The 20,360-nt window shown below is 65.1% G+C and carries 19 protein-coding genes; 12 read left to right on the forward strand and 7 right to left on the reverse strand.

Annotated features, from left to right (window positions below; all coding sequences use genetic code 11):
- The first annotated feature begins 160 nt into the window (after positions 1-160).
- Entirely contained in the window at positions 161-301 is a 141-nt protein-coding gene (locus BM118_RS41530; RefSeq protein ID WP_007597071.1) for a hypothetical protein, read from the forward strand.
- Here the strand turns inward: BM118_RS41530 and BM118_RS21435 are convergent.
- The 3 genes from BM118_RS21435 to BM118_RS21445 are packed head-to-tail and all read right to left on the reverse strand — an operon-like array spanning position 298 to position 4,100.
- Entirely contained in the window at positions 298-1,884 is a 1,587-nt protein-coding gene (locus BM118_RS21435; RefSeq protein WP_092187457.1) for an ATP-binding protein, read from the reverse strand. The genes BM118_RS41530 and BM118_RS21435 overlap by 4 nt on opposite strands.
- Positions 1,881-2,585 carry a response regulator gene (locus BM118_RS21440; RefSeq protein WP_092187458.1) on the reverse strand — a complete coding sequence of 235 codons (705 nt, stop codon included), beginning with the start codon at positions 2,583-2,585 and terminating at the stop codon, positions 1,881-1,883. The genes BM118_RS21435 and BM118_RS21440 overlap by 4 nt, the downstream gene beginning before the upstream one ends.
- A 12-nt stretch (positions 2,586-2,597) precedes the next feature.
- A complete protein-coding gene (locus BM118_RS21445) occupies positions 2,598-4,100 on the reverse strand; it encodes a DUF4153 domain-containing protein (protein ID WP_177234528.1) in 1,503 nt (500 codons plus the stop codon).
- 186 nt (positions 4,101-4,286) lie between these two features.
- Here BM118_RS21445 and BM118_RS21450 point away from each other — a divergent pair, with 186 nt between their 5' ends.
- On the forward strand, positions 4,287-5,630 hold the full coding sequence (locus tag BM118_RS21450) for a glycoside hydrolase family 3 N-terminal domain-containing protein (protein ID WP_092187592.1): 1,344 nt from the start codon (positions 4,287-4,289) through the stop codon (positions 5,628-5,630).
- On the opposite strand, the gene BM118_RS21455 is transcribed toward BM118_RS21450, so the two are convergent.
- The 3 genes from BM118_RS21455 to BM118_RS21465 all read right to left on the reverse strand — a co-directional run bounded on the left by BM118_RS21455 (position 5,627) and on the right by BM118_RS21465 (position 9,530).
- Positions 5,627-7,249 carry an ABC transporter substrate-binding protein gene (locus BM118_RS21455; protein WP_177234529.1) on the reverse strand — a complete coding sequence of 541 codons (1,623 nt, stop codon included), beginning with the start codon at positions 7,247-7,249 and terminating at the stop codon, positions 5,627-5,629. The two genes, BM118_RS21450 and BM118_RS21455, sit on opposite strands and share 4 nt — an antisense overlap.
- Positions 7,250-7,343: 94 nt before the next feature.
- Complete coding sequence (hydA, locus tag BM118_RS21460) at positions 7,344-8,798, reverse strand: dihydropyrimidinase (RefSeq protein ID WP_092187462.1); 1,455 nt, start codon at positions 8,796-8,798, stop codon at positions 7,344-7,346.
- Between the two features lie 78 nt (positions 8,799-8,876).
- Entirely contained in the window at positions 8,877-9,530 is a 654-nt protein-coding gene (locus BM118_RS21465; protein WP_092187463.1) for a TetR/AcrR family transcriptional regulator, read from the reverse strand.
- A gap of 103 nt (positions 9,531-9,633) precedes the next feature.
- Here BM118_RS21465 and BM118_RS21470 point away from each other — a divergent pair, with 103 nt between their 5' ends.
- From BM118_RS21470 to BM118_RS21495, 6 genes are all read left to right on the forward strand, one after another.
- Positions 9,634-10,329: a PspA/IM30 family protein gene (locus tag BM118_RS21470; RefSeq protein ID WP_092187464.1), complete on the forward strand. Its 696-nt coding sequence runs from the start codon at positions 9,634-9,636 to the stop codon at positions 10,327-10,329.
- A gap of 40 nt (positions 10,330-10,369) precedes the next feature.
- Positions 10,370-10,645, forward strand: a complete 276-nt coding sequence (locus BM118_RS21475) for a YiaA/YiaB family inner membrane protein (protein WP_027547438.1) — start codon at positions 10,370-10,372, stop codon at positions 10,643-10,645.
- A gap of 220 nt (positions 10,646-10,865) precedes the next feature.
- Positions 10,866-11,927 (forward strand): amidohydrolase family protein, encoded by a 1,062-nt coding sequence (locus tag BM118_RS21480; RefSeq protein WP_092187465.1) that lies wholly within the window; start codon positions 10,866-10,868, stop codon positions 11,925-11,927.
- A gap of 15 nt (positions 11,928-11,942) precedes the next feature.
- Entirely contained in the window at positions 11,943-13,055 is a 1,113-nt protein-coding gene (locus BM118_RS21485) for an amidohydrolase family protein (RefSeq protein ID WP_092187466.1), read from the forward strand.
- Between the two features lie 7 nt (positions 13,056-13,062).
- On the forward strand, positions 13,063-13,476 hold the full coding sequence (locus BM118_RS21490) for a Rieske (2Fe-2S) protein (RefSeq protein WP_177234530.1): 414 nt from the start codon (positions 13,063-13,065) through the stop codon (positions 13,474-13,476).
- A gap of 181 nt (positions 13,477-13,657) precedes the next feature.
- Positions 13,658-13,864, forward strand: a complete 207-nt coding sequence (locus BM118_RS21495; RefSeq protein ID WP_092187468.1) for a hypothetical protein — start codon at positions 13,658-13,660, stop codon at positions 13,862-13,864.
- A 10-nt stretch (positions 13,865-13,874) separates the two neighbouring features.
- On the opposite strand, the gene BM118_RS21500 is transcribed toward BM118_RS21495, so the two are convergent.
- Positions 13,875-14,720: an SDR family NAD(P)-dependent oxidoreductase gene (locus tag BM118_RS21500; protein WP_092187469.1), complete on the reverse strand. Its 846-nt coding sequence runs from the start codon at positions 14,718-14,720 to the stop codon at positions 13,875-13,877.
- 192 nt (positions 14,721-14,912) lie between these two features.
- Between BM118_RS21500 and BM118_RS21505 the strand changes: the two genes are divergently transcribed.
- The 4 genes from BM118_RS21505 (at position 14,913) to BM118_RS21520 (ending at position 20,328) form a co-directional block, all read left to right on the forward strand.
- The gene (locus BM118_RS21505; RefSeq protein ID WP_177234531.1) at positions 14,913-16,409 is read left to right on the forward strand and encodes an aldehyde dehydrogenase family protein; all 1,497 of its coding nucleotides are present in this window, start codon (positions 14,913-14,915) and stop codon (positions 16,407-16,409) included.
- Between the two features lie 122 nt (positions 16,410-16,531).
- Positions 16,532-17,659 (forward strand): alkene reductase, encoded by a 1,128-nt coding sequence (locus BM118_RS21510; protein ID WP_092187471.1) that lies wholly within the window; start codon positions 16,532-16,534, stop codon positions 17,657-17,659.
- Between the two features lie 246 nt (positions 17,660-17,905).
- The gene (locus BM118_RS21515; protein WP_092187472.1) at positions 17,906-18,409 is read left to right on the forward strand and encodes a GFA family protein; all 504 of its coding nucleotides are present in this window, start codon (positions 17,906-17,908) and stop codon (positions 18,407-18,409) included.
- A gap of 257 nt (positions 18,410-18,666) precedes the next feature.
- Complete coding sequence (locus BM118_RS21520; RefSeq protein ID WP_092187474.1) at positions 18,667-20,328, forward strand: thiamine pyrophosphate-binding protein; 1,662 nt, start codon at positions 18,667-18,669, stop codon at positions 20,326-20,328.
- Positions 20,329-20,360 lie beyond the last annotated feature (32 nt).

Consider the following 20,360-nt stretch of genomic DNA (forward strand, 5'->3'; position numbering starts at 1 on the left):
AGAAGGTTGTGCGGCGCGACCCCGCCTCGCGCCGGAGCAGGCCTTCTACTGTGCATGGGGTTGTTTTCGCGTTTTTTATTCCTCGCATGTCCGTGATGGAACCTTATGGCGGCTGGTGCGACTTAATCCATAGACACGGGGAGAAACGTGCGAGGCTGTCATGGCAGAGAAGCATACCGCCGATCCGGCAGAGATCATGCGGGCGACCGGTCACCCTGAACTGGAATATGCCGCCGGCTGGACCATCGCTGGTCTCGTCACCATCGGCACCATCGTCGCCGCCTGGGTGTTCGCAATCTAGGCGACCGGAAACTGCAGCTCGAAGGCCGCGCCCTCGTCGGTCGGCTTCAGCCTCATCGAGCCGCCATGGCTCGCCATCACCGCGCGCGCGATTGCCAGCCCCATCCCGGTGCCGCCCTGGTCGCGGCGGGTGGTAAAGAAGGCGTCGAAGATCCTGTCGCGGTTCGGCGCCGAGATCGGCTCGCCGTCATTGCTCGCGGTCAGAAGCAGGGTCGTCCGCTCGTCCACCGCCTCCAGCCTGATTGACCTCGCCTTGTGCCGCACCGCGTTGTCGGCGAGATGCGACAGCACAATCAATGCCTTCTCGCCGGACATGCCGATCACCCGGTCGAGGCTGCCGCTGGCCGAGATTGAGCTTGCCGGAAACCGGCTCCTGAGGTCGGCGATGACGGGCGCAAGCTCGGTGCGCTCATTCTGCGGCAGGCTCTCGGCGCGGGCCAGCTCGCGCAGCCGCTGCGCCATCGCCTCCAGCCGCTGGGTGTCGGACAGGATGTTGGCGATGAACGTCGCCTGCTCGGCCGGTGTCAGGCTGCCAGCCTTGCCTTGAACCGAATCCTGCAGCAGCTCGGCCGCGCCCTTGATCGAGGTCAGCGGCGACTTCAGCTCGTGGGTGAGGTGGGCCGAGAACGTCGCGATATAGTCGGAGCGGCGCGCCAGCTGCTCGGCCATGCCGAGGAAGCTGTGCGAGAGCTGGGCGAACTCGCGCGTGCCGTAATGGCGGAGCGGCTGGAACGCCTCGCGGTCGCCGCGGCCGATCCGCGCGGCGCGGTCGATCAATTCGCGCATCGGCAGCGTGATGGTGCGCGAGAACACCAGCCCGATCGCGATCGTGCCGAGGATCACGGCAAGCCCGGCCAGCACGAACTTGGCCCGCTCCTGGTAGAGATGGTCGAAGATGTTGCTCGGCGTCCGCGTGGTGTAGATCACCCCCGCAACGCGGTTGTTGACGATGACCGGCATCGCCGAGAACACGTGCACGCCGAGGCCGCGGCTGAAGGAATAGATCGGCGGCGGCGGCTTGTCCGGCACGCGGTTGCGCAAGGTGGCGCGGTACTGCCCGTGCAGCGCGTCCGCGACCTCCTCGATATGGGCGAGCGACTGGCCGACCTCCTGCCGTCCGGCGATCACCACACCCTGCGGATCGAGGATGCGAAAGCCCGCCAGCGTCACCTTCTGGGTCTCGCGGATGATCGGCGTCAGCCTTGCGCCGATCTCGACATAGGCCGGCTGCGCCGGCCGGATTGCGGCTTGCGCATCGGGCCGCCGCCGCAACAAATCGTTGGCGGTCAGGTCAAGCGCGGGACGGATCGGCGTGACCTGGTCGCCGGGATCGGGCAGCACGCCCGGAGGCACCTCGGCGCCGAGCGTGAGGCCGCTATCGAGCCGCGCGGTGACCTCCTGCGCATAGATCGTCGCCAGCACGCGGCTTTGCGCGATCAGCTCGGCCTGGGTCTGGCGGATCAGCTGGTTGTCGTAGAGGCGGAAGAAGAACAGGCCGACCAGCGGCAGCACCGCGACGGTCGCCAGCACCGCGAAGATGACGAGCCCGAGCGACGGCCGCCATTTGTCGGGCGCCGCGCTCATGCCTGTTTCTCGCAGCGGCCGAGCTTGAAGCCGACGCCGTGGATGGTCTCGATCACGTTGTCGCAAGCCAGCGCCGCGAGCTTGGCGCGGATGTTGCGGATGTGGCTGTCGATGGTGCGGTCGGAGACCTGGATGTTGAGCTGATAGGCCGCCCGCATCAGCTGTTCGCGGTTGAACACCGAGGTCGGCCGGGTCAGGAACGCGCGCAAAATGCCGAACTCGATCGCGGTCAGCTTCAGCGGCGTGCCGGCGAAGGACGCGACATGCTGCTCGGGATCGATCAGCAGGCCGCCTTGCGCCAGCGCGCTCGGCCCGGCCTTGGCCTCGCCGTTGCGCGGGCTGAGGCGGCGCAGAATGACGTTGACCCGCGCCACCAGCTCGCGCGGGCTGAACGGTTTTGTCACGTAATCGTCGCCGCCGATCTCGAGGCCCAGGATGCGGTCGATCTCCTCGTCGCGCGCCGACAGGAACAGGATCGGCACGTCGGAGCTCTTGCGTATCTCGCGGCAGACGTCGAGGCCGTCGAACTCGGGCATGCCGATATCGAGCACGATCAGGTCGGGCTTGTCGGCGGCAAAGCGGGCGAGCGCCTCCTTGCCGTCGCGCGCCTCGATCACATCCATGCCGGCCTTCTTCAGCGCGACGCGGATGACCTCGCGGATATGGCCTTCGTCGTCGACGATGAGAATGCGATGCGCCAAGAAACTCTCCGCTCACCCTGCCGGCTGATTGCCGGGCTGGCTTTTGGCCAGAGCATCGAGCCGGCGCTGCAGCCGCCAGCTCCGAAAGCCCCAGGCCCGCCAGGCCATGTCCAGCCGCTGAGCTTCTACAAGCCGATCGCGGCGGCGCGCAAGGCAGTCGTCGCCCGGGCGATGGGCGATGACCTTGTCGAGCGCGGGCAGCGCCTGCGGTCCGAGTGTGAGGAGATAGTTGGCATCGATTGCCACGCCCTTGCCCGACATTTCACTGCTGTGCGTCAGATTGTAGTCTGCAATGAACGCATCGAAGTTCACCAGCGAGGCACTATAGAGCACGATTGTTAACGCGATCAGGTTGGCACTGACGAGCCACCGGTTGGACCGGTTGAGCGCGATGCGGGCCACGATCAGGACTAGCCCGAGCGCCACCAGCCCCATCCAGATGAAGGCCGCGATGCGCCAGTAGGTCAGCATGTAGATGCCGACGTAGAGATCGAGGCGGAGGATGGAGGAGGCGACCAGCAGCACGTTCTGCCCCACCCAGAGATAGACGAGCGGGCGAATCACTTTCGATTTCTCCACCGGTCCGCCCGGGCGCATTGCCACCAGCACGAAGGCAGCGGCGAGCAGGGCGGTCGCGATCAGCGGATAGGCGCCGCGATGGGCATAGGCCGCGTAGGTCAGGTTGGCCGGCAGCGCCACATGGCCCCAGAGATAGATGCCGTCGAGGATGGACTGTGCTGCGAACAGCAGGTTGAACAGGATCAGCGAGCGCAGAATCGCCGAGGGGCCCACGAACTCGGCCGGGACCAGGGGCGGGAGCGGCGGCGGCACCGGGCCATCGTCGACGGTCGTGGTGAGAACCTTCCTGCGCCGCCAGCGCACATGGATGAATGGCCAGACCAGCGCCGGCGTCAAAGTCCAGAACAGCACGCGCCAGACGCTGACATATTCGAAGATGAGTTTTGGATTGAGGAGCGACACCCACTGCTCGATCACCGGATTGGCCGCTGCGAACAGCGCGACGAACACCGCGCCGAGCGCCGCCGGCAGCAGCCAGAGCGCGATGCCGCGGGTGAAGGCCGACATGTTGAAGATCTGGAGCGCCTCGGGGAAGAACCTGAAGGGACCGAGCAGGACAAAGTTGCGCAGCGCGCGGGCGCGGTCGCCAAGTTCAGTCGTCTCCGGGTTGGTCGCGAGCAGCAGCGCAATCGTCAGCGACGTGACCAGGATCAGGAACGACAGCGTGTTGAGCTCCTCGACGGCGGGCATGAGGCCGAGCATGAAGATCGTGCCGCCGATCGCCGCGCGCCGAAAATCAAGTGCCTCATGGTTGAAGAGCACGGACGCGCAGCCGATCGCAACGGCAAAGAGCGTGAGAGGAAGTCCGATCCGCTCGCCATAGAACAGCCAGTCGGCGAGCGCGGCCAGCGCCAGCGCGAGGCCGACCTTGGCCGGAATCGAGGAATGCCTGATCGGCTGGATGTCCGCTGCGATCGTCGAAGCCAGGCTCGTCATGTCCGGAAGACCTCTCGTGATGGGTGACATCACGAAGTCTGAACGCTGCTTGTGCAGAAGGCGGGATCATCGTCTGCACGGTTTCAGGAGTCTTTTGCAGTTTTCGTGCAGGCGCGCTTTTGCCCCTCGCGCAGCGCAAATCGCCTTGTTAGGTGCGAAGCATTCATCACCTTCATGTGGCGCATCATGCAATTCCTCCGACGTATCGGTCTCATCCTGCTCTGGCTGACCGCGCCCCTCGTCGCATTCGCGGCCGCGAACAAGAACGATCCTTATCTGGTCCCGCTGCGCGGTGCCGGAAACATCGTGCTTGTCGCTGCAAGCATCGCGATCGTCATGCTTCTGCTTCGCAGAGGGCGGTGGCGCACCATGGCCGGCAAGCTTCTCGTCTTGCTCTGGTGCCTGCCGCCGCTGTTGATGTCGGCCGCACATCTGAAGTTCGAGCTGCGCAGGCACGATGTTCTGGCGACGAGTGCCGCCGAGGCGCGGCAGCTCGGGCCTCACTTCATGGTCGGCTACTCCTCTTTCCCCGAGATCGCGCGTCTTGCCGAGCAGGGCCTGATCGGCGGCGTCTACGTGACCCGGCACAACATCCGCGGCCGGACGGTCGAGACGCTGCGTGCCGAGATCGCGGCGCTCCAGGACAAGCGGCGGGCAGCTAGCCTGCCGCCGCTGGTCGTCGCCGCCGACCAGGAGGGCGGCATCGTCGGGCATCTCGCGCCGCCGCTGACGAAGGTGCCGGCATTGGCGACCCTCACCGGGCTCGCTCCCGACGACCAGCAGGCCAAAGCCGAAGAGTTTGGCCGTATCCACGGCCGCGAGCTCGCCGGCCTCGGCGTCAATCTCAATCTCGCGCCGGTGCTCGACCTCAAGCCGCCGGTCCGCCGCAATCGTTTCGACTTCCACACGCTGATCGGTCAACGGGCGATTGCGACCGATCCCGTCGTGGTCAGCACGATCGCGAACGCCTATGTGCGCGGGCTGGAGGAGTCCGGCGTCGGCGCCACGCTCAAGCATTTTCCCGGCATCGGGCGCGTGCGCACCGACACGCATCATTTCAGCGCCAATCTCGACACGCCGGTTAGGGAGCTGGAAGCAACCGACTGGCTCCCGTTCCGCGAGGTGCTGTCGCGTTCGCGCAGCGCGCTCATGGTCGGCCATGTCACGCTCACCGCCGTCGATCCCGATCGCGCCGCCTCGCACTCGAAGCGAGTCGTCCAGGGCATCATCCGCGACAGCTGGAATTACCAGGGCATGGTGATGACCGACGACCTCGTGATGGGCGCGATCTACCAGCACGACGTCTGCAAGGCCGTGATCGAGGCGATCAATGCCGGCGTCGATCTGCTGCTGGTCGCCTATGACGGTGCGCAGTTCTACCGGATCTTTGCCTGCGCGCTGGACGGATCGCGGCAAGGCAAGCTCGATGCGGCGATGCTGCGTGCGAGCGAGGCGCGGCTGGAAAGGGGCTTTCCGACCGAGCAGGCGCGAGGCCCCTCAGGCCTCGTCCGCGTCGTCGATCGGCACTAGCCCTTCGCGAACTGACGGTAGTCCGGCTCGCGGTGAAACCAGAACTCGTAGCCGGTGATGCCTTTCTGCATGGCGACGTCGTGGATCGGCTGGTTGAGCGGAATGACGGGAACGTCACGCATGCAGAGCGCGATGAAATCCTTCACGGCCTTGTCGTACTCGACCGCATCCGCGGTGAAGCGTGCCTTGTCGATCAGCGCGTCCATCTCCTTGTTTTGGTAGGAGGAGATGTTGAAGATCGAGTTGTTGCCGTGGAAATTCCAGTAGAAGTAATATTCGGGATAATCGAGCCAGCCGCTGAAGCGGTTGAGCGCGAGCGGCAGCTCCTTCTTGTTCAGCGTCGTGCGCCAGTTCGCGCCGGGGATTTTTTCGATCGACGCCTTGATGCCGATCTTGGCGAGGCTCTCCTGGATCAGGATCGCGGTCGGCTCGCCGACGGTCGCAGTACCGGTGTCGAGCGACAGCGTCGTTTCCAGCCCGGACTCGAGGCCGGCCTCTTTCATCAGGGCCTTGGCCTTGTCCAGATCGGTGACATAGGGAAACGGCTGCGGCCAGACCGGCTTTGAGACATCGGCCGCGCCGCCATACATGGGGACGGCGCGTCCGAAGAAGGCGCTGCTCTGGATCTGCTCGTAAGGCATCGCCCAGGCGATGGCCCGGCGCAGCCTGGCATTGTCGAACGGCGGCTTTGCCGTGTTCAGCGCGACGTACCACAGCGCGTTCGGGATCGGCACGCCTGATACCTTGACCTTGCCCTCCCTGATGATCTGCTCGAAATCGCGCGGCGCAAAGCCGCTGGAGATATCGGCATCGCCCCGCTCCAGCATGGCGCGCCGGGTGCCCGCGGAGGGGACGTCGCGTGCGATCACGCGCTTGACCTTCGGCAGTGGTCCGCTCTTCCAGTCGTCGAAGCGCGCCAGCACGGTCTCGCTGCCGGGCTTCCAGCTCTCGATCCTGTAGGCGCCGCCGCCGGCCTCGTTGGTCTTCAGCCAGGCCAGCGCCCACGGATCCTCAGGCGTTGCGTTCTTCTTGGCGAGTTCGGAGTTGATGATGAAGGGCACGACCACCGCGACGTTGAACAGCAGCATCTTGTCCTTGCGGACATAATCGATGCGGAAGGTGTGGTCGTCGACCACCACGAACTGCTCGGGCTTTTCCAGCGATCCCGCCGACATCTGAAAGGTCGGAAAGCCGCCGACCTTCACCGCGCGGTCGAACGACCATTTGACGTCCCTGGCCGTGACCGGCGTGCCGTCGTGGAATTTCGCGTCCTTGCGAAGCTTGAAGGTGCAGGACATGCCGTCGGCCGCAACCTCCCAGCTCTCGGCGAGCTCCGGCGCGAGCTTCTCGCGATCATAGGACACGGTCCCATCGGGCAGCGTCTTGGAGGCGTAGGTCAGCAGGCGATCGTAGCAATTCCAGGACAGGCCGTTCACGGTCTGGTTGGAGCCGACGCCCTGCATGTCGAGCGAATTCGGCCCCAGCTCCTGCACCACCAGCAGCGTCTCGCTGCGCCCCTGCGCCCGGGCGAAGCGTGGCGCGATCGCCGTCATTCCGGCGATGCCGAGGCCGCCGAGCACGACGCTGCGACGGTTCATGTCGGAAGATGATGCGCTCATCGCGGCCTCCTTGAGAGAAAGTTGCGATATAAAGAGGCAAAGCGCGTGCCATCAGCCGCGCTTCATGGCGTCGCAACCCGCGCGGATCGCGTGCTTAAGGCGTCACCGCTCCGCGTGCGACCGCGCGCGGGGTGGTCAGCTCTTTCCATGTCGAATTCGCCACATGCACGGGCGAGAAGGCGGGGCGTTCGATGTAGCGGCCATCGCCTGCCTCGGCGCGCAGGTCGCCATCCTTCCAGACAATGCTGCCGCGCGAGAGCGTCGCCGCCGGTCCGCCGGTGCAGGCAAAGCCTTCGAACACATTGTAGTCGATCCGGCTCATCTGCCGCTTTGCGCTGATGCGCTTTGTCGCCTTGGGGTCCCACACCACGATATCGGCATCCGAGCCCACGGCGACCGCGCCCTTGCGCGGATAGATGTTGAGGATGCGGGCGATGTTTGCCGAGGTCACCGCGACGAACTCTTCCTTCGTCAGCCGTCCCGTCGCGACGCCCGCGGTCCACAACAGCGCGAGGCGGTCTTCGAGGCCGCCGGTGCCGTTCGGAATCTTTCTGAAATCGCCGAGCCCGAACCGCTTCTGCTCCGTGGTGAAGGCGCAATGGTCGGTCGCGACCACCTGGAGCGAGCCGGCTTGCAGGCCGGCCCAAAGACTATCCTGGTGCGACTTGTCGCGGAACGGCGGCGACATCACGCGCTGCGCGGAGTGATCCCAGTCCTTGTTCTGGTACTCGCCGGCATCGAGCAGCAGATGCTGGATCAGCGGTTCGCCGTAGACGCGTTTTCCCGCCGCGCGCGCCCGCGCGATCGCCTCATGCGCCTCGCGGCAGCTCGTGTGCACGATATAGACCGGCGTGCCCGTCATGTCTGCGATCATGATGGCGCGGTTGGTGGCTTCGCCCTCGACTTCCGGCGGCCGCGAATAAGCGTGGCCCTCGGGACCGGTGACGCCGCGCGCGATCAGTGCCTCCTGCATCAGGGCGACGACGTCGCCGTTCTCCGCATGGACAACAGGCATGGCGCCGAGATGGGCGCAGCGCGCGAACGAGTTGTAGAGCTCGTCGTCGTTCACCATCAGCGCGCCCTTGTAGGCCATGAAGTGCTTGAAGGTGTTGATGCCGTAGGTTTTGACCACGGTCTCCATCTCGTCATAGATCTGCTTCGACCACGACGTCACCGCCATGTGGAATCCGTAGTCGGCCGCCGCCTTCTCGGATTTGTGCCGCCACTCCTGATAGGCCGCGAGCATCGACTGGCCGGGATCTGGCAGGCAGAAATCCACCACCATGGTGGTGCCGCCGGTCAGCGCCGCCTTCGTTCCCGATTCAAAATCGTCGGCGGTGACGGTGCCCATGAACGGCATTTCGAGATGGGTGTGCGGATCGATGCCGCCCGGGATGATGTAGGCGCCGCCGGCGTCGATGATCTCGGCACCCGTCGGCGCGTCGAGCGATGTCCCGACCGCGACGATGGTCTCGCCGTCGATCAGCACGTCCGCGCGGCGCGAATGATCGTGATTGACGACGGTGCCGCCGCGGATGAGGAGGGGCATGGGAGACTCCGGACAGAGGTGAGGGGACGGGGTGCCGTGAAGGCTAAGCGCGCTGCCCACGATGCGACAGGCGAAATTTTAGTCAGTCGCCGCCGACAATTTCGCTGCGGTTCTTCGGGCTCTACGCCGCGCGCGCGCGACCAGCCCGTCCAGCATCGCGCGCACGAGGCCCGCGATCTCGTTCCGCAGCGCCGGCAGCGGAACGGCGACCAGCTTCTGTTCCAGCCCCAGCGCCACCATGCCATGCACCGCCGAGAACAGGCTGCGCGCGGTGATGCCGAGTTCCTCGGGGCTGCGCTTGGGAAGCAGCAGCGCCAGCGGATGATAGATGTGGCGGAACAGCTGCATCTGGTCGTTGACGGACCAGTCGGGGACGGCCTTGTCGGCCTCCATGCGGTGCTCGAACAGCGCGCGCCAGAGCTCGAGATTTTCGGCGGCGAAATCGCAATAGGCAATCGCAATGCGGATCAGCGTCTCATGTGGCGAAGGATCACCCGCGCTTTCCGCTGCGCTGAGCGCCTCATCGAGGCGAAGCAGGGTGCGCGAACCGACACGCAGGATCAGTTCGTCCACGTCGGCGACGAGATTGTAGACCGCGCCATTGGCGCAGCCGATCTCGCGGGCCAGATCGCGGGTTTTCAGACCCGCCAACCCCCGCTCAGCGATCATCCGCTCGGCCGCCTGGATCAGGTCGGTCCGAAGTTTCGCTCGACGTTCCAAGGCCTTAGTCATCTGGAGTCAAATTCTTGAGCGTCGCTCATTTTTTTATTGAACGATGTTCAAGATTCCTGCTACAAAGCATGTGTGAGCAACGCTCATAAACAGGGAGCTGCAGATGTTCAAGACCGTCGTGACACTTTTCCGCGGCAGCGTGGCCGCCGCGGGCGAGGAACTGGAGGACCGTACGGCCCTGCTGATCCTCGACCAGCACATGCGCGATGCGGCTGCGGCCGTCGAGCGCAGCAAGCGGACGCTGGCGCTGGCGATCGCGCAGGACCAGCAGGAAGGCCGCAAGCTCGAGGCGACCGTCGCTCGCATCGCCGATCTAGAGACCCGCGCGGTGGCGGCGCTCGATGGCGGCCGCGAGGACCTCGCCAAGGAGGCAGCCGAAGCCATCGCGGGCCTCGAGGCCGACCGCGATGCGGCGATGACGGCCCGCGCGCTGTTCGCGACCGAGATCGCCCGGCTGAAGCGGCACGTTGCAAGCGCCCAGGCCCGCATCACCGAGCTCGATCGCGGCCGTCGCCTTGCCCGTGCCTCGGAAGCGGTGCGCTCGCTTCGCCGCAGCGGCATCGAGGCCGCACGTCCTTACGAATCCACGCTGCCGGAAGCGGAGAGCACCTTGAGGCGCCTGCGCGGGCGACAGATTGAGGCCCAGGCCGCCGACGATGCGCTGTTTGAGCTCGATGCGGCCACCGGTCCGCTTGCGACCGCCGAACGACTCGCCGAGCAGGGCTTCGGCCCCCGGCTCAAGACGACCGCGGACGATGTGCTGGCGCGGTTGAAGTCCAAGCGCACGCCGACTGCCTGAACTCAGATCCCATCATCATTCGAACCAACAGGAGACGACCATGAACCAGAACGGCCAGCCCCACAGCAACGCCTGGGTGACCTTCACTTACGTGTCCTTCGCGGCCTCCGCGTTCCTCGTCGCCGTCGGGATCTTCTTCCTGCCGATCGACCTCTGGATGAAGGGCTATCTCACCATGGGCATCGTGATGCTGATCCAGACCTGCATCACGCTGACCAAGACGGTGCGCGACAATCACGAGAGCGGCCGGCTGATGAACCGCATCGAGGATGCCAAGGCCGAGCGTCTGCTGATGGAGGTTTCCAAGGCGGCTTGAGGAGAAGTGCGCAACGGTTTGCAATCTGACGCGGTGGTGTCGGAGCATCCACCGCCCGACTGATCCGCATATCGCGCCTGCGAAATGCAACCGAGCCATGACGGATCGCGCGGGCGCGCGCCCTTGCGAAGCGATGGCGGCCGGAGCACTCTGCCCAGGCGGCGCACCAAGAACGCCGCCAATAAGGACCTGCTTACAAGATCTCGGCGAGGAAGCATCCATGGCGGTGACGCGGATCGACTGCGACATCCACCCGGCGGTTGGTGGCACGCGCACGACGCTGCTGCCCTATCTCAGCGATCACTGGAAAGAGCAGGTGGTGAGCCGGGCGATCGACGGGCTCGACCTCACCTCCTATCCGCCGGGCATGCCGCTTTCGGGCCGCGCCGACTGGCGGCCGGCCAATGGCGCCAAGCCGGGCTCCGATCTCGCCATGGTGCAGAAGGGCGCGTTCGACCAGTTGGGCGCGAGCCACGCCATCCTCAACGTGCTCTATGGTGCGCAGGCCGTGTTCGACGCCTACATGGCGGCGGACTTCTGCAAGGCGATCAACGACTGGATCGCCGCCGAATGGCTCGCGCGCGATTCCCGCCTGCGCGCCTCGATCGTCGTGCCGATGCAGGCGCCGGATCTCGCGATCGAGGAGATCGAGCGCCGCGCCGGCGACAATCGCTTCGTCTCCATCCTGGTGCTGGCGCAGGGCGAGACGCTGCTGGGCCGGCGGCATTTCTGGCCGGTCTATCAGCTCGCGGAGAAATACAAGCTGCCGCTCGCGATCCACGCCGGCACGCAATATCGTCAGGCGCCGAGCTCCGCCGGCTGGCCGTCGCATCGTTATGAATACTACTTCGTCGAGGCGCAGGCATTTCAGGCGCAGATCCTCAGCCTGATCTATGAGGGCGTGTTCGGCAAATACCCCGATCTCAAGGTCGTGCTGATGGAGTCGGGCGTGAGCTGGCTGCCGGCCTTCATGTGGCGGGCCAACAAGACCTGGCGCGGCGTGCGCGTCGAGGTGCCCTGGGTCGAGCGCGAGCCTGCATCGATCATCCGCGACAATTTCCGTGTCACCATGCAGCCGTTCGATGCACCTAGCGATGCGAAAAGCGTCGAGGAGATCATCGACCAGATCGGCTCCGACAAAATGTTCCTGTTCGCGTCCGACTACCCGCATTGGCAGTTCGACGGCGACGATCCGATCCCGCCCAACCTGCCGAAGAGCATCGTCGCGAAGATGTGCGTCGACAATCCGCTGGAGACGTTTCCGCGGTTGTCTTTGAATTAGATTCTGGAGGATCGCATGAGTGAGGTCATCGACCGTCCGTTGCGCGATGATGAAAAGCCTGCCGCGATGCGGCTGCGTATCGTCGATTGTGACGTCCATCCGAGCCTGCGCTCTACCGACGATCTCAACGAGTTCCTGCCAAAACGCTGGCAGCAGCATCTCAAGGAATACGGCAGCCATCTGCGCACGCCCTATCTGTTCACCACGCCCTATCCGCGGTCCTCGCCGCTGATCGCGCGGCGTGATGCCTGGCCGCCGACCGGTGGGCCGCCCGGCTCCGATCTTGATTTCATGCGCAAGCAGCATCTCGATCCGCTCGACGTCGAGTTCGGCATTCTCCAGGTGCTCGATCTCTTCATCTTCTCGCAGCAGAATCTCGAATTCGGGGCCGCGATCCAGCGTGCGATCAATGACTGGCAGCTGGCGTTCTGGACGCACCGCGATCCTCGCCTGAAGGCTTCGATCCTGGTCGGGCAGGACGGGACCGATCTTGCGATTGCCGAGATCGAGCGCTGCGCCAAGATCGGTGAATACATCCAGATCAACGTCTCGCCGCGGGCCAACGAGCCGCTCGGCCGCCGCCGCTACTGGCCGATCTACGAGCGCGCGCAGGCGCTGGATCTGCCGCTCGGCATCCATGTCGGCGGCTATGGCGGTCACGCGCCGACCGGCGGCGGCTGGCCGTCTTATTATGTCGAGGAGCACCAGTCGAACGCGCACACCATTGCCGCGCAGCTTGCGAGCCTCGTCATCGAGGGCGTGCCGGAGCGCTTTCCAAAACTGAAGATCGTCTTCATCGAGGGCGGCTTCGGCTGGATCCCCTCGGCGGTGTGGCGCATGGACCAGCATTTCGAGCGTTTCCGCAGCGAGGTGCCGCATCTCAAGCGCAAGCCGTCGGAATATGTCCGCGAGCACTTCTGGTTCACGACCCAGCCGATCGACGAGCCGGACGAGGCCCGGCACCTGCGCGCGCTGATCGAATGGGTCGGCATCGACCGGCTGTTGTTCTCGTCGGACTATCCGCACTGGGATTTTGACGATCCGCGCTTCGCCTTCAAGACGCCGCTGACCGAGGCCGAGCGGAAGAAGATCTTCAGCACCAATGCCCGCGCGGTCTACAAGTTCTGAAACCAGCATGGCCCGTCACATCGTCGCCCGCACCTCCGACATCCCGCCCGGCGGCAACAAGGTCGTCGACGTCGCGGGTCGCGACATCGTCGTGTTCCACGTCAACGGAGAGTTCTTTGCGCTTCTGAACCGCTGCCCGCACGAAGGTGCTCCGCTGGAGAAGGCGGCCTGCGTGGCGCGGCTGACCTCGCCCGAACCGGGCATCTATCAGCGGTCGCGCGTCGGCGAGATGCTGCGCTGTCCCTGGCACGGCTGGGAATTCGACATGCGCAACGGCCAGTCCTGGTTCGACTCGAAACGGGTCAAGATCAGGTCCTATCCGGTCGCCGTGGAACGCGGCGAGGAGTTGCAGAAAGGCCCGTATGTCGCCGAGACCTTTCCGGTGCATGTCGAGGACAGCTATGTGATTGTCGAGGTCTGAAGTCATACACCGTCATTCCGGGGCATTTGCGCAGCGAATGAACCCGGAATCTCGAGATTCCGGGTCTGGTCCTGCGGACCATCCCGGAATGACATGTTGATAGAGCCGCGATCACCATCACGGATTGTGATTTCGACGCAGGTGCGATAAGCCTCGCCCGCATTCATGGCGGAGATGAGCTTTGTCCAAACAATCCCTGCGAGAGGAGGCCGAGCGCCTGATCCGCGAATCGATGGAAAAGAAGACCATCGTCGTCAAGCAGGGCGATACCCGGATCGAGGCGGTCTGCGGCAAGTGCGGCGCCCCGAACCGGGTGCAGGCGCCAAAAGGCCAGACCCGCGTCAAGTTCGCCTGCAAGAATTGCGGGCACCAGCAAGAGACGCTGTAGGCCGCGGCGCCTAGCCGCCCTTCACGAACTTCGCGAACGCATCGGCGTAATCCGGGTGCCAGCGCGACAGCGGCGGGCGGTTCTCCACGATATCGCCGGCGGCCCAGAGCATGCGCTTTTCGTCGAGGGCGCGGGGCACGTCGTTGTCCGGGCACAGGATGTAGAAATCGCCGGCCTCGAGCCGCGCGATCATGAAGTCGACGGTCTGCTCGGGGGTCCAGGCTCCCGCCGGCTTCTCGGCGCGGCCCTTGGCGGTCAATCCCGTGAAGACGAAGCCGGGAATGAGCAGATGCGCTGTGATGTGGCAGTCTCGCGTGTTGCGCAGCTCATGCTGGAGCGCTTCCGTAAAGGCCTTCACGCCGGCTTTCGAGACATTGTAAGCGGGATCGCCGGGCGGCGTGGTGATACCCTGCTTCGAGCCGGTGTTGATGATGAGACCGGCCTTGCCGCGCCCGATCATGTTGGGCGCGAAGATGCGCGAGCCGTTGACGATGCCCCACATGTTGACGGCGATGATGCGCTGCCAATTATCGGGCTCGCCAAACAGCGTGCTGCCGGGCTGGATGCCCGCATTGTTCATGAGGATGTCGGTCCCGCCGAAATGCGCACCCACGGCGCGTTCCAGTTCCTTCACGCTTTCGGCGCGGCTGACATCGGCGACGAATGTCATCACATGTGTGGCGGCCGTGACGGATGACAGTTTTGTTGCGGCCTCGGTCAGTCGTGTCTGGTCGACGTCGGCGATGCACACCTTCATTCCCGCACGTGCGAAGGCCATGGCGGCGGCGAGGCCGATGCCGGATGCGCCCCCGGTGATTACGGCGACATTGTCCTTGGCGATGACAGGATGCGACATGGCTCATTCTCCGGGAAGGGGCGTCAAGTTCGGTCGAGCTATAACATGGCGTTCGCGCGACCCTGCACAAGTCGGCATGGGAGGTCTTCGTTCCACGCCGCCTTTACGCCCTTCCGGCACCGCTGTATTCTCTCTGACCTAACGATCCCGCCCAGATCGAACCCAATCAATCATCTGACAGGGAGTGCAGCCATGGCTGTGTCGCAGGCTATTCCGATCACGCGCCACCCGTTCGCCAATGGGTCCTACAAGCAGATGCTGATCGACGGAAAGTGGGTCGATGCCGCCTCCGGCAAGCGCTTCGAGACCCACAATCCCGCGACCGGCGAACTGCTCGCGACCGTTGCCGAGGGCGACAGGGAAGACATCGACCGTGCGGTCGCCGCCGCTCGCCGCGCCTTCGAAGGACCCTGGAGCAAGGTCAAGCCGTTCGAGCGGCAGAACCTGCTCCTGAAGCTTGCCGACCTCGTCGAGAAGAATTTCGACGAATTGTCGCAGCTCGACACGCTCGACATGGGCGCGCCGCTCAGCCGCACCCGCGCCTATCGCCTGCGCGCCGTCGGCATGCTGCGCTATTACGCCGGCCAGACCACCGCGATCCACGGCGAAACCATCGAGAACTCGCTGCCGGGCGAAATCTTCTCCTACACGCTCAAGGAGCCGATCGGCGTCGTCGGCGCCATCATCCCCTGGAACGGCCCGCTCACCGCGACGATCTGGAAGATCGGCCCCGCGATCGCGACCGGCTGCACCGTGGTGCTCAAGCCCGCCGAAGAGGCGCCGCTGACCTCGCTGCGCATCGCAGAGCTTGCGATGGAGGCGGGCATTCCGCCCGGCGTCGTCAACGTCGTGCCCGGCTATGGCGAGACTGCGGGCGCTGCGCTCGCCTCGCATCACGACGTCGACAAGGTCGCCTTCATCGGCTCGCATGTCACGGGACAGTCGATCATCCGCGCTTCGGCCGGCAACCTCAAGCGCGTCTCGCTCGAGCTCGGCGGCAAGTCGCCGGACATCGTGTTCGCGGATGCCGATCTCGATGCCGCCGTGCCCGGTGCCGCGATGGCGGTGTTTGCCAACTCCGGCCAGATCTGCAGCGCCGGCACGCGCCTGTTCGTCGAGCAGTCGATCTACGAGGAGTTTGTCGGCCGTGTCGCCGAGTTCGGCAAGAAGCTGCAGGTCGGCAACGGCCTCGATCCCAATGTGCAGATCGGCCCGCTCGTCTCCGAGCAGCAGCTCGAGCGCGTCACCGGCTATCTCGACATCGGCCAGAAGGAAGGCGCGCGGGCGCTCGCCGGCGGCGGCCGCGTCACCGAAGGCGCGCTGTCGAAGGGCTTCTTCGTCTCTCCGACCGTGTTCGCGGGCGTGCAGGATAATATGCGCATCGCGCAGGAGGAGATCTTTGGTCCCGTCATCTCCGCGATCGCGTTCAAGGACATGGACGAGCTGGTCAAGCGCGCCAACAACACCACGTTCGGCCTCGGCTCGGGCCTGTGGACGCGCGACGTCAGCAAGGCGCATGCGGTTGCGAAGAGCCTGCGCGCCGGCTCGGTGTGGGTGAACTGCTACCAGGCGATGGACCCGGCCGTGCCCTTCGGCGGCTACAAGATGAGCGGTTACGGCCGCGAATCCGGCAAGCAGCACGTCGAGGAGTATCTCAACGTGAAGGCCGTGTGGATCAAGACGGCGTAAGGTCTATTCCCTCCCGCGCGTTCCGCGGGAGGGAATATTTGCTTTTGCGGGGGCGGCATCTTTTCCGGTGACCGCCCTTCGCTATATGATCCGCATCCTTCCATAGCCACTTTGGGGCCAGCATGAAATTCCCGGCGTTGTTCAAACCGTTGCAGGTCGGTCCGTACAAGCTGGCGCATCGCGTCGCGATGGCGCCGCTCACGCGCATGCGCGCCGAGCGCGGCAGCTTTTCGCCGCGGCCGCTCAATGCCGAATATTACGGCCAGCGCGCCACGCAAGGCGGCCTGCTCATCGCCGAAGCCTCGCCGGTGCTCTCGCACGGCCGCGGCAATCCGGCAACGCCCGGCATCTATTCGGACGCCCAGATCGCCGGCTGGCGCGAGGTGGTCGATGCCGTGCATGCCAAGGGCGGCATCATCTTCCTCCAGCTCTGGCATGTCGGCCGCGTCTCGCATTCCTCCTTCCACGGTGGCGCGCTGCCGGTTTCGGCCTCGGCGATTGCGATCAAGGCCGAGGGCATGAAGGCGATGACGGCCGACGGCAAGATCGCCGACTACGAGTCGCCCCGCGCGCTGGAGACGGACGAGGTCAAGGGCATCGTCGAGGCCTTCAGGCAGGGCGCGAAGAATGCGCTCGCCGCCGGCTTCGACGGCGTCGAGATCCACGGCGCCAACGGCTATCTGCTCGAGCAGTTCCTGCAATCGCGCAGCAACCAGCGCACCGATCAATATGGCGGATCGATCGAGAACCGCGCGCGGCTTCTGCTCGAAGTCACGCAGGCCGCGATCGACGTCTGGGGGGCAGACCGCGTCGCCGTGCGGCTGTCGCCGCACGGCATCGCCAACGATTCCGGCGAGCCCGATCCGATGCCGCTCTACACCCATGTCGTGAAGGCGCTCGACAAGCTCGGTCTCGCCTATCTGCACTTCATCGAGCCGCGCTCCAGCGGCGCCGGCCGTGCCGACGTCCACTGGGAGAACGTGCCCTCGGCGATGGTGCTGTTCCGTCCGTTCTACAGCGGCGTGCTGATGACGGCCGGCGGCTTTACCGGCGAGACCGCGAATGCGGCAATCGCCGACGGCCACGCCGACATCATCGCCTTCGGCCGCATCTTCATCTCCAACCCCGATCTGCCGCGGCGCTTTGAGCACGATTATCCGATCACCCCCTACAATCGCGCGACGTTCTACGGCGGCGAGGAGAGGGGGTATACGGACTATCCGGCGTATGACGAGCTGACGCCGGCGTAGGCGTTCTCTTCCGTCATTCCGGGGCGCGACGACGTCGCGAGCCCGGAATCCATCGGGCCGCATGCCTGGAGGTGGGATGGATTCCGGGCTCGATGCTTCGCATCGCCCCGGAATGACGAGCTTGATTTGTTGCGCGACCGTCAACACAATTTCCGTCATTGTGAGCGTAGCGAAGCAAGCCAGAGTCTTTCCGTGGAGGCGGTCTGGATTGCTTCGCTACGCTGGCAATGACGATGAGGAAACATCATGGCCAAAGCCGCAGCCGCAGCAGGTATAGCCACCGGCCAATGCCTCTGCGGCAAGGTCACCTTCGAGATCGACGTTCCCGCGCGCTGGGCCTGGCATGATCATTCCGCCAGTAGCCGCCGCGCCCATGGCGCGGCTTACGCGACCTATGTCGGCAGCTGGAAGAAGCGCTTTCGCATCACCTCCGGCAAGACTGCGCTCACGCGCTACGAGGACAAGGCCACCAAGACCGCGCGCAGCTTTTGCTCGCATTGTGGCACGCCGATCGCCTACGAGCGCCCGCGGGGCCCGCACATGGTCAACATCCCGCGCGCCCTGTTCAAGGAGCGCACCGGCCGCCAGCCGCTCTATCACATCGCCATCGAGGAGCTCCAGGAATGGGCCTATACCGGCGAGCCGCTGGTGCCGCTGAAAGGCTTTCCCGGTGTGGTCTGGCAGCGCTCGAAAAAGAAGAAGCGCGCTAGCGGCGAGGATTTGTTCGAATTGGGACGGGATGAGATGTAGCTCCGCTCGTGCCCCGGACGCAGCGCAGCACCCCTTCGGTGATGCGCTGCTGAGCCGGGGCCCATCTGACAGCGGTGTCGGTGCACGATGGGTCCCGGCTCTGCGTCGCAACGCTACGCGCTGCGTCGCGTCCGGGACACGAGAGTGATCGGCGCGCGCCCACGCAACGCAGCCATGACCGCGCTTCCTTGCGCGGCTCCCGCGATTTCGGCCATCATGCCTCCGTCCTTGCGGCAACGCCCGCTTCTGGAGGAAACATGAAGAACAAGATCACCGGCCGCTCCGCTTTTCTCGCGCTGCTCAAGGACGAGGGCATTACCCACCTGTTCGGCAACCCCGGGACCACCGAGCTGCCGATCATGCATGCGCTGAAGGACCATCCTGACCTCACCTATGTGATGGCGATGCAGGAGAGCCTGGTGGTGGCGATCGCCGATGGCTACAGCCGCGCCTCCGGCAAGCTCGTCGCCTGCAACGTCCATGTCGCGCCCGGCCTCGGCAACGCCATGGGCTCGCTCTACAACGCCCAGTTCACGGGTACCCCGATGATCTTGACCGCGGGCCAGCAGGAGCAGGGCCACGGCCTGATGGAGCCGGTGCTGTACGGTCCGCTGGTGCGCATGGCCGAGCCGCTGGTGAAATGGGCCGTCGAGGTGACGCGGCTCGAGGATCTGCCGCGCATCGTGCGCCGGGCCGCCAAGGTCGCGATGACGCCGCCGACCGGGCCGGTGTTCATCTCGCTGCCCGGAGACATCCTCAACAGCGAAGCCGGCATCGATCTTGGCCGCTCCACCCGCATCGACGCGCGCACCAGACCGTCGGACGAAGCGCTGAAGGCCTTTGCCGCGCGGCTGCTCAAGGCCGAACGTCCTGTCATCGTCACCATGGACGAGGTGGTCAAGAGCGATGCGCTGAAGGAGGCGGCCGAACTCGCCGAGCTGCTCGGCGCTGCCGCCTATCAATCCTCGACCGCCTATGGCTCGCACTTCCTCTCGGAAAGCCTGAGCTTCGTCGGCACGCTGGCGCGCGTCCAGAAGGTCGCACGCGATACGCTCGCGCCCTACGATCTCCTGGTCGCGCTCGGCGGCGATCCAGTGCGCATGTCGGTCTATAGCGAAGTCGACCCGCTGCCGGACGGATTGCCGATTCTGCAGGTCGGCCTCGTCGACTGGGAGATCGCCAAGAATTTTGGCGCGGAGATTGCGCTGAAGGCGGACGTGAAGGAAACGCTGCGCGCGTTGATTCCGGTGTTGAAGGAGATCGGCGGTCCGGCACTGGCGCAACGCGCCAGCCAGCGTCTCGCCGAGCTCGCGCCGAAGAACTGGAGCGCGCGCCGCGCCGCTTTGGTCGAGCAGATCGGCAAGAGCGCGGGGCGCACGCCGATCGATCCCGACTATCTGGTGCTGCACATGGTAGAAGCCATGCCCGAGAACGCCATTCTCGTCGATGAAGGCCTCACCTCCAGCCGCCAGATCACGAACCTGCGTCCGCACCGCGATCGCTTCGGCTATCACGGCCTTGCCTCGGGCGGCATCGGCTGGGGCCTGCCGGCATCGGTTGGCGTCAGCATCGCCAATCCGGATCGTCCCGTGGTGTGCTTCTCCGGCGACGGCAGTGCGATGTATTCGATCCAGTCGCTGTGGACGGCGGCACATCACAAGCTGCCGCTCAACGTCGTCATCGCCAACAATGGCGGCTATCGCATCATCAAGCAGCGCCTGCTCGCCTTCCATGGCGACGACAATTATGTCGGCATGGATTTCGTCGACCCGCCGGTGGATTTCGCCGGGATCGCCAAGGCGCTGGGCTGCGAGGCGATCAAGATCAGCGACCCCCGCGAGCTGAAGGCGACGCTGTCGTCGGCGTTTGGCCGGCCCGGAACGAAGCTGATCGAGGTGATGGTGGACGGGAAGGTGTAGTCCGCCTACCGCCGTCGTGACGATGTAGAGGC

Origin of the sequence: Bradyrhizobium sp. cf659 (assembly GCF_900113725.1) — a bacterium.
In the GTDB taxonomy this organism is placed as follows: domain Bacteria; phylum Pseudomonadota; class Alphaproteobacteria; order Rhizobiales; family Xanthobacteraceae; genus Bradyrhizobium.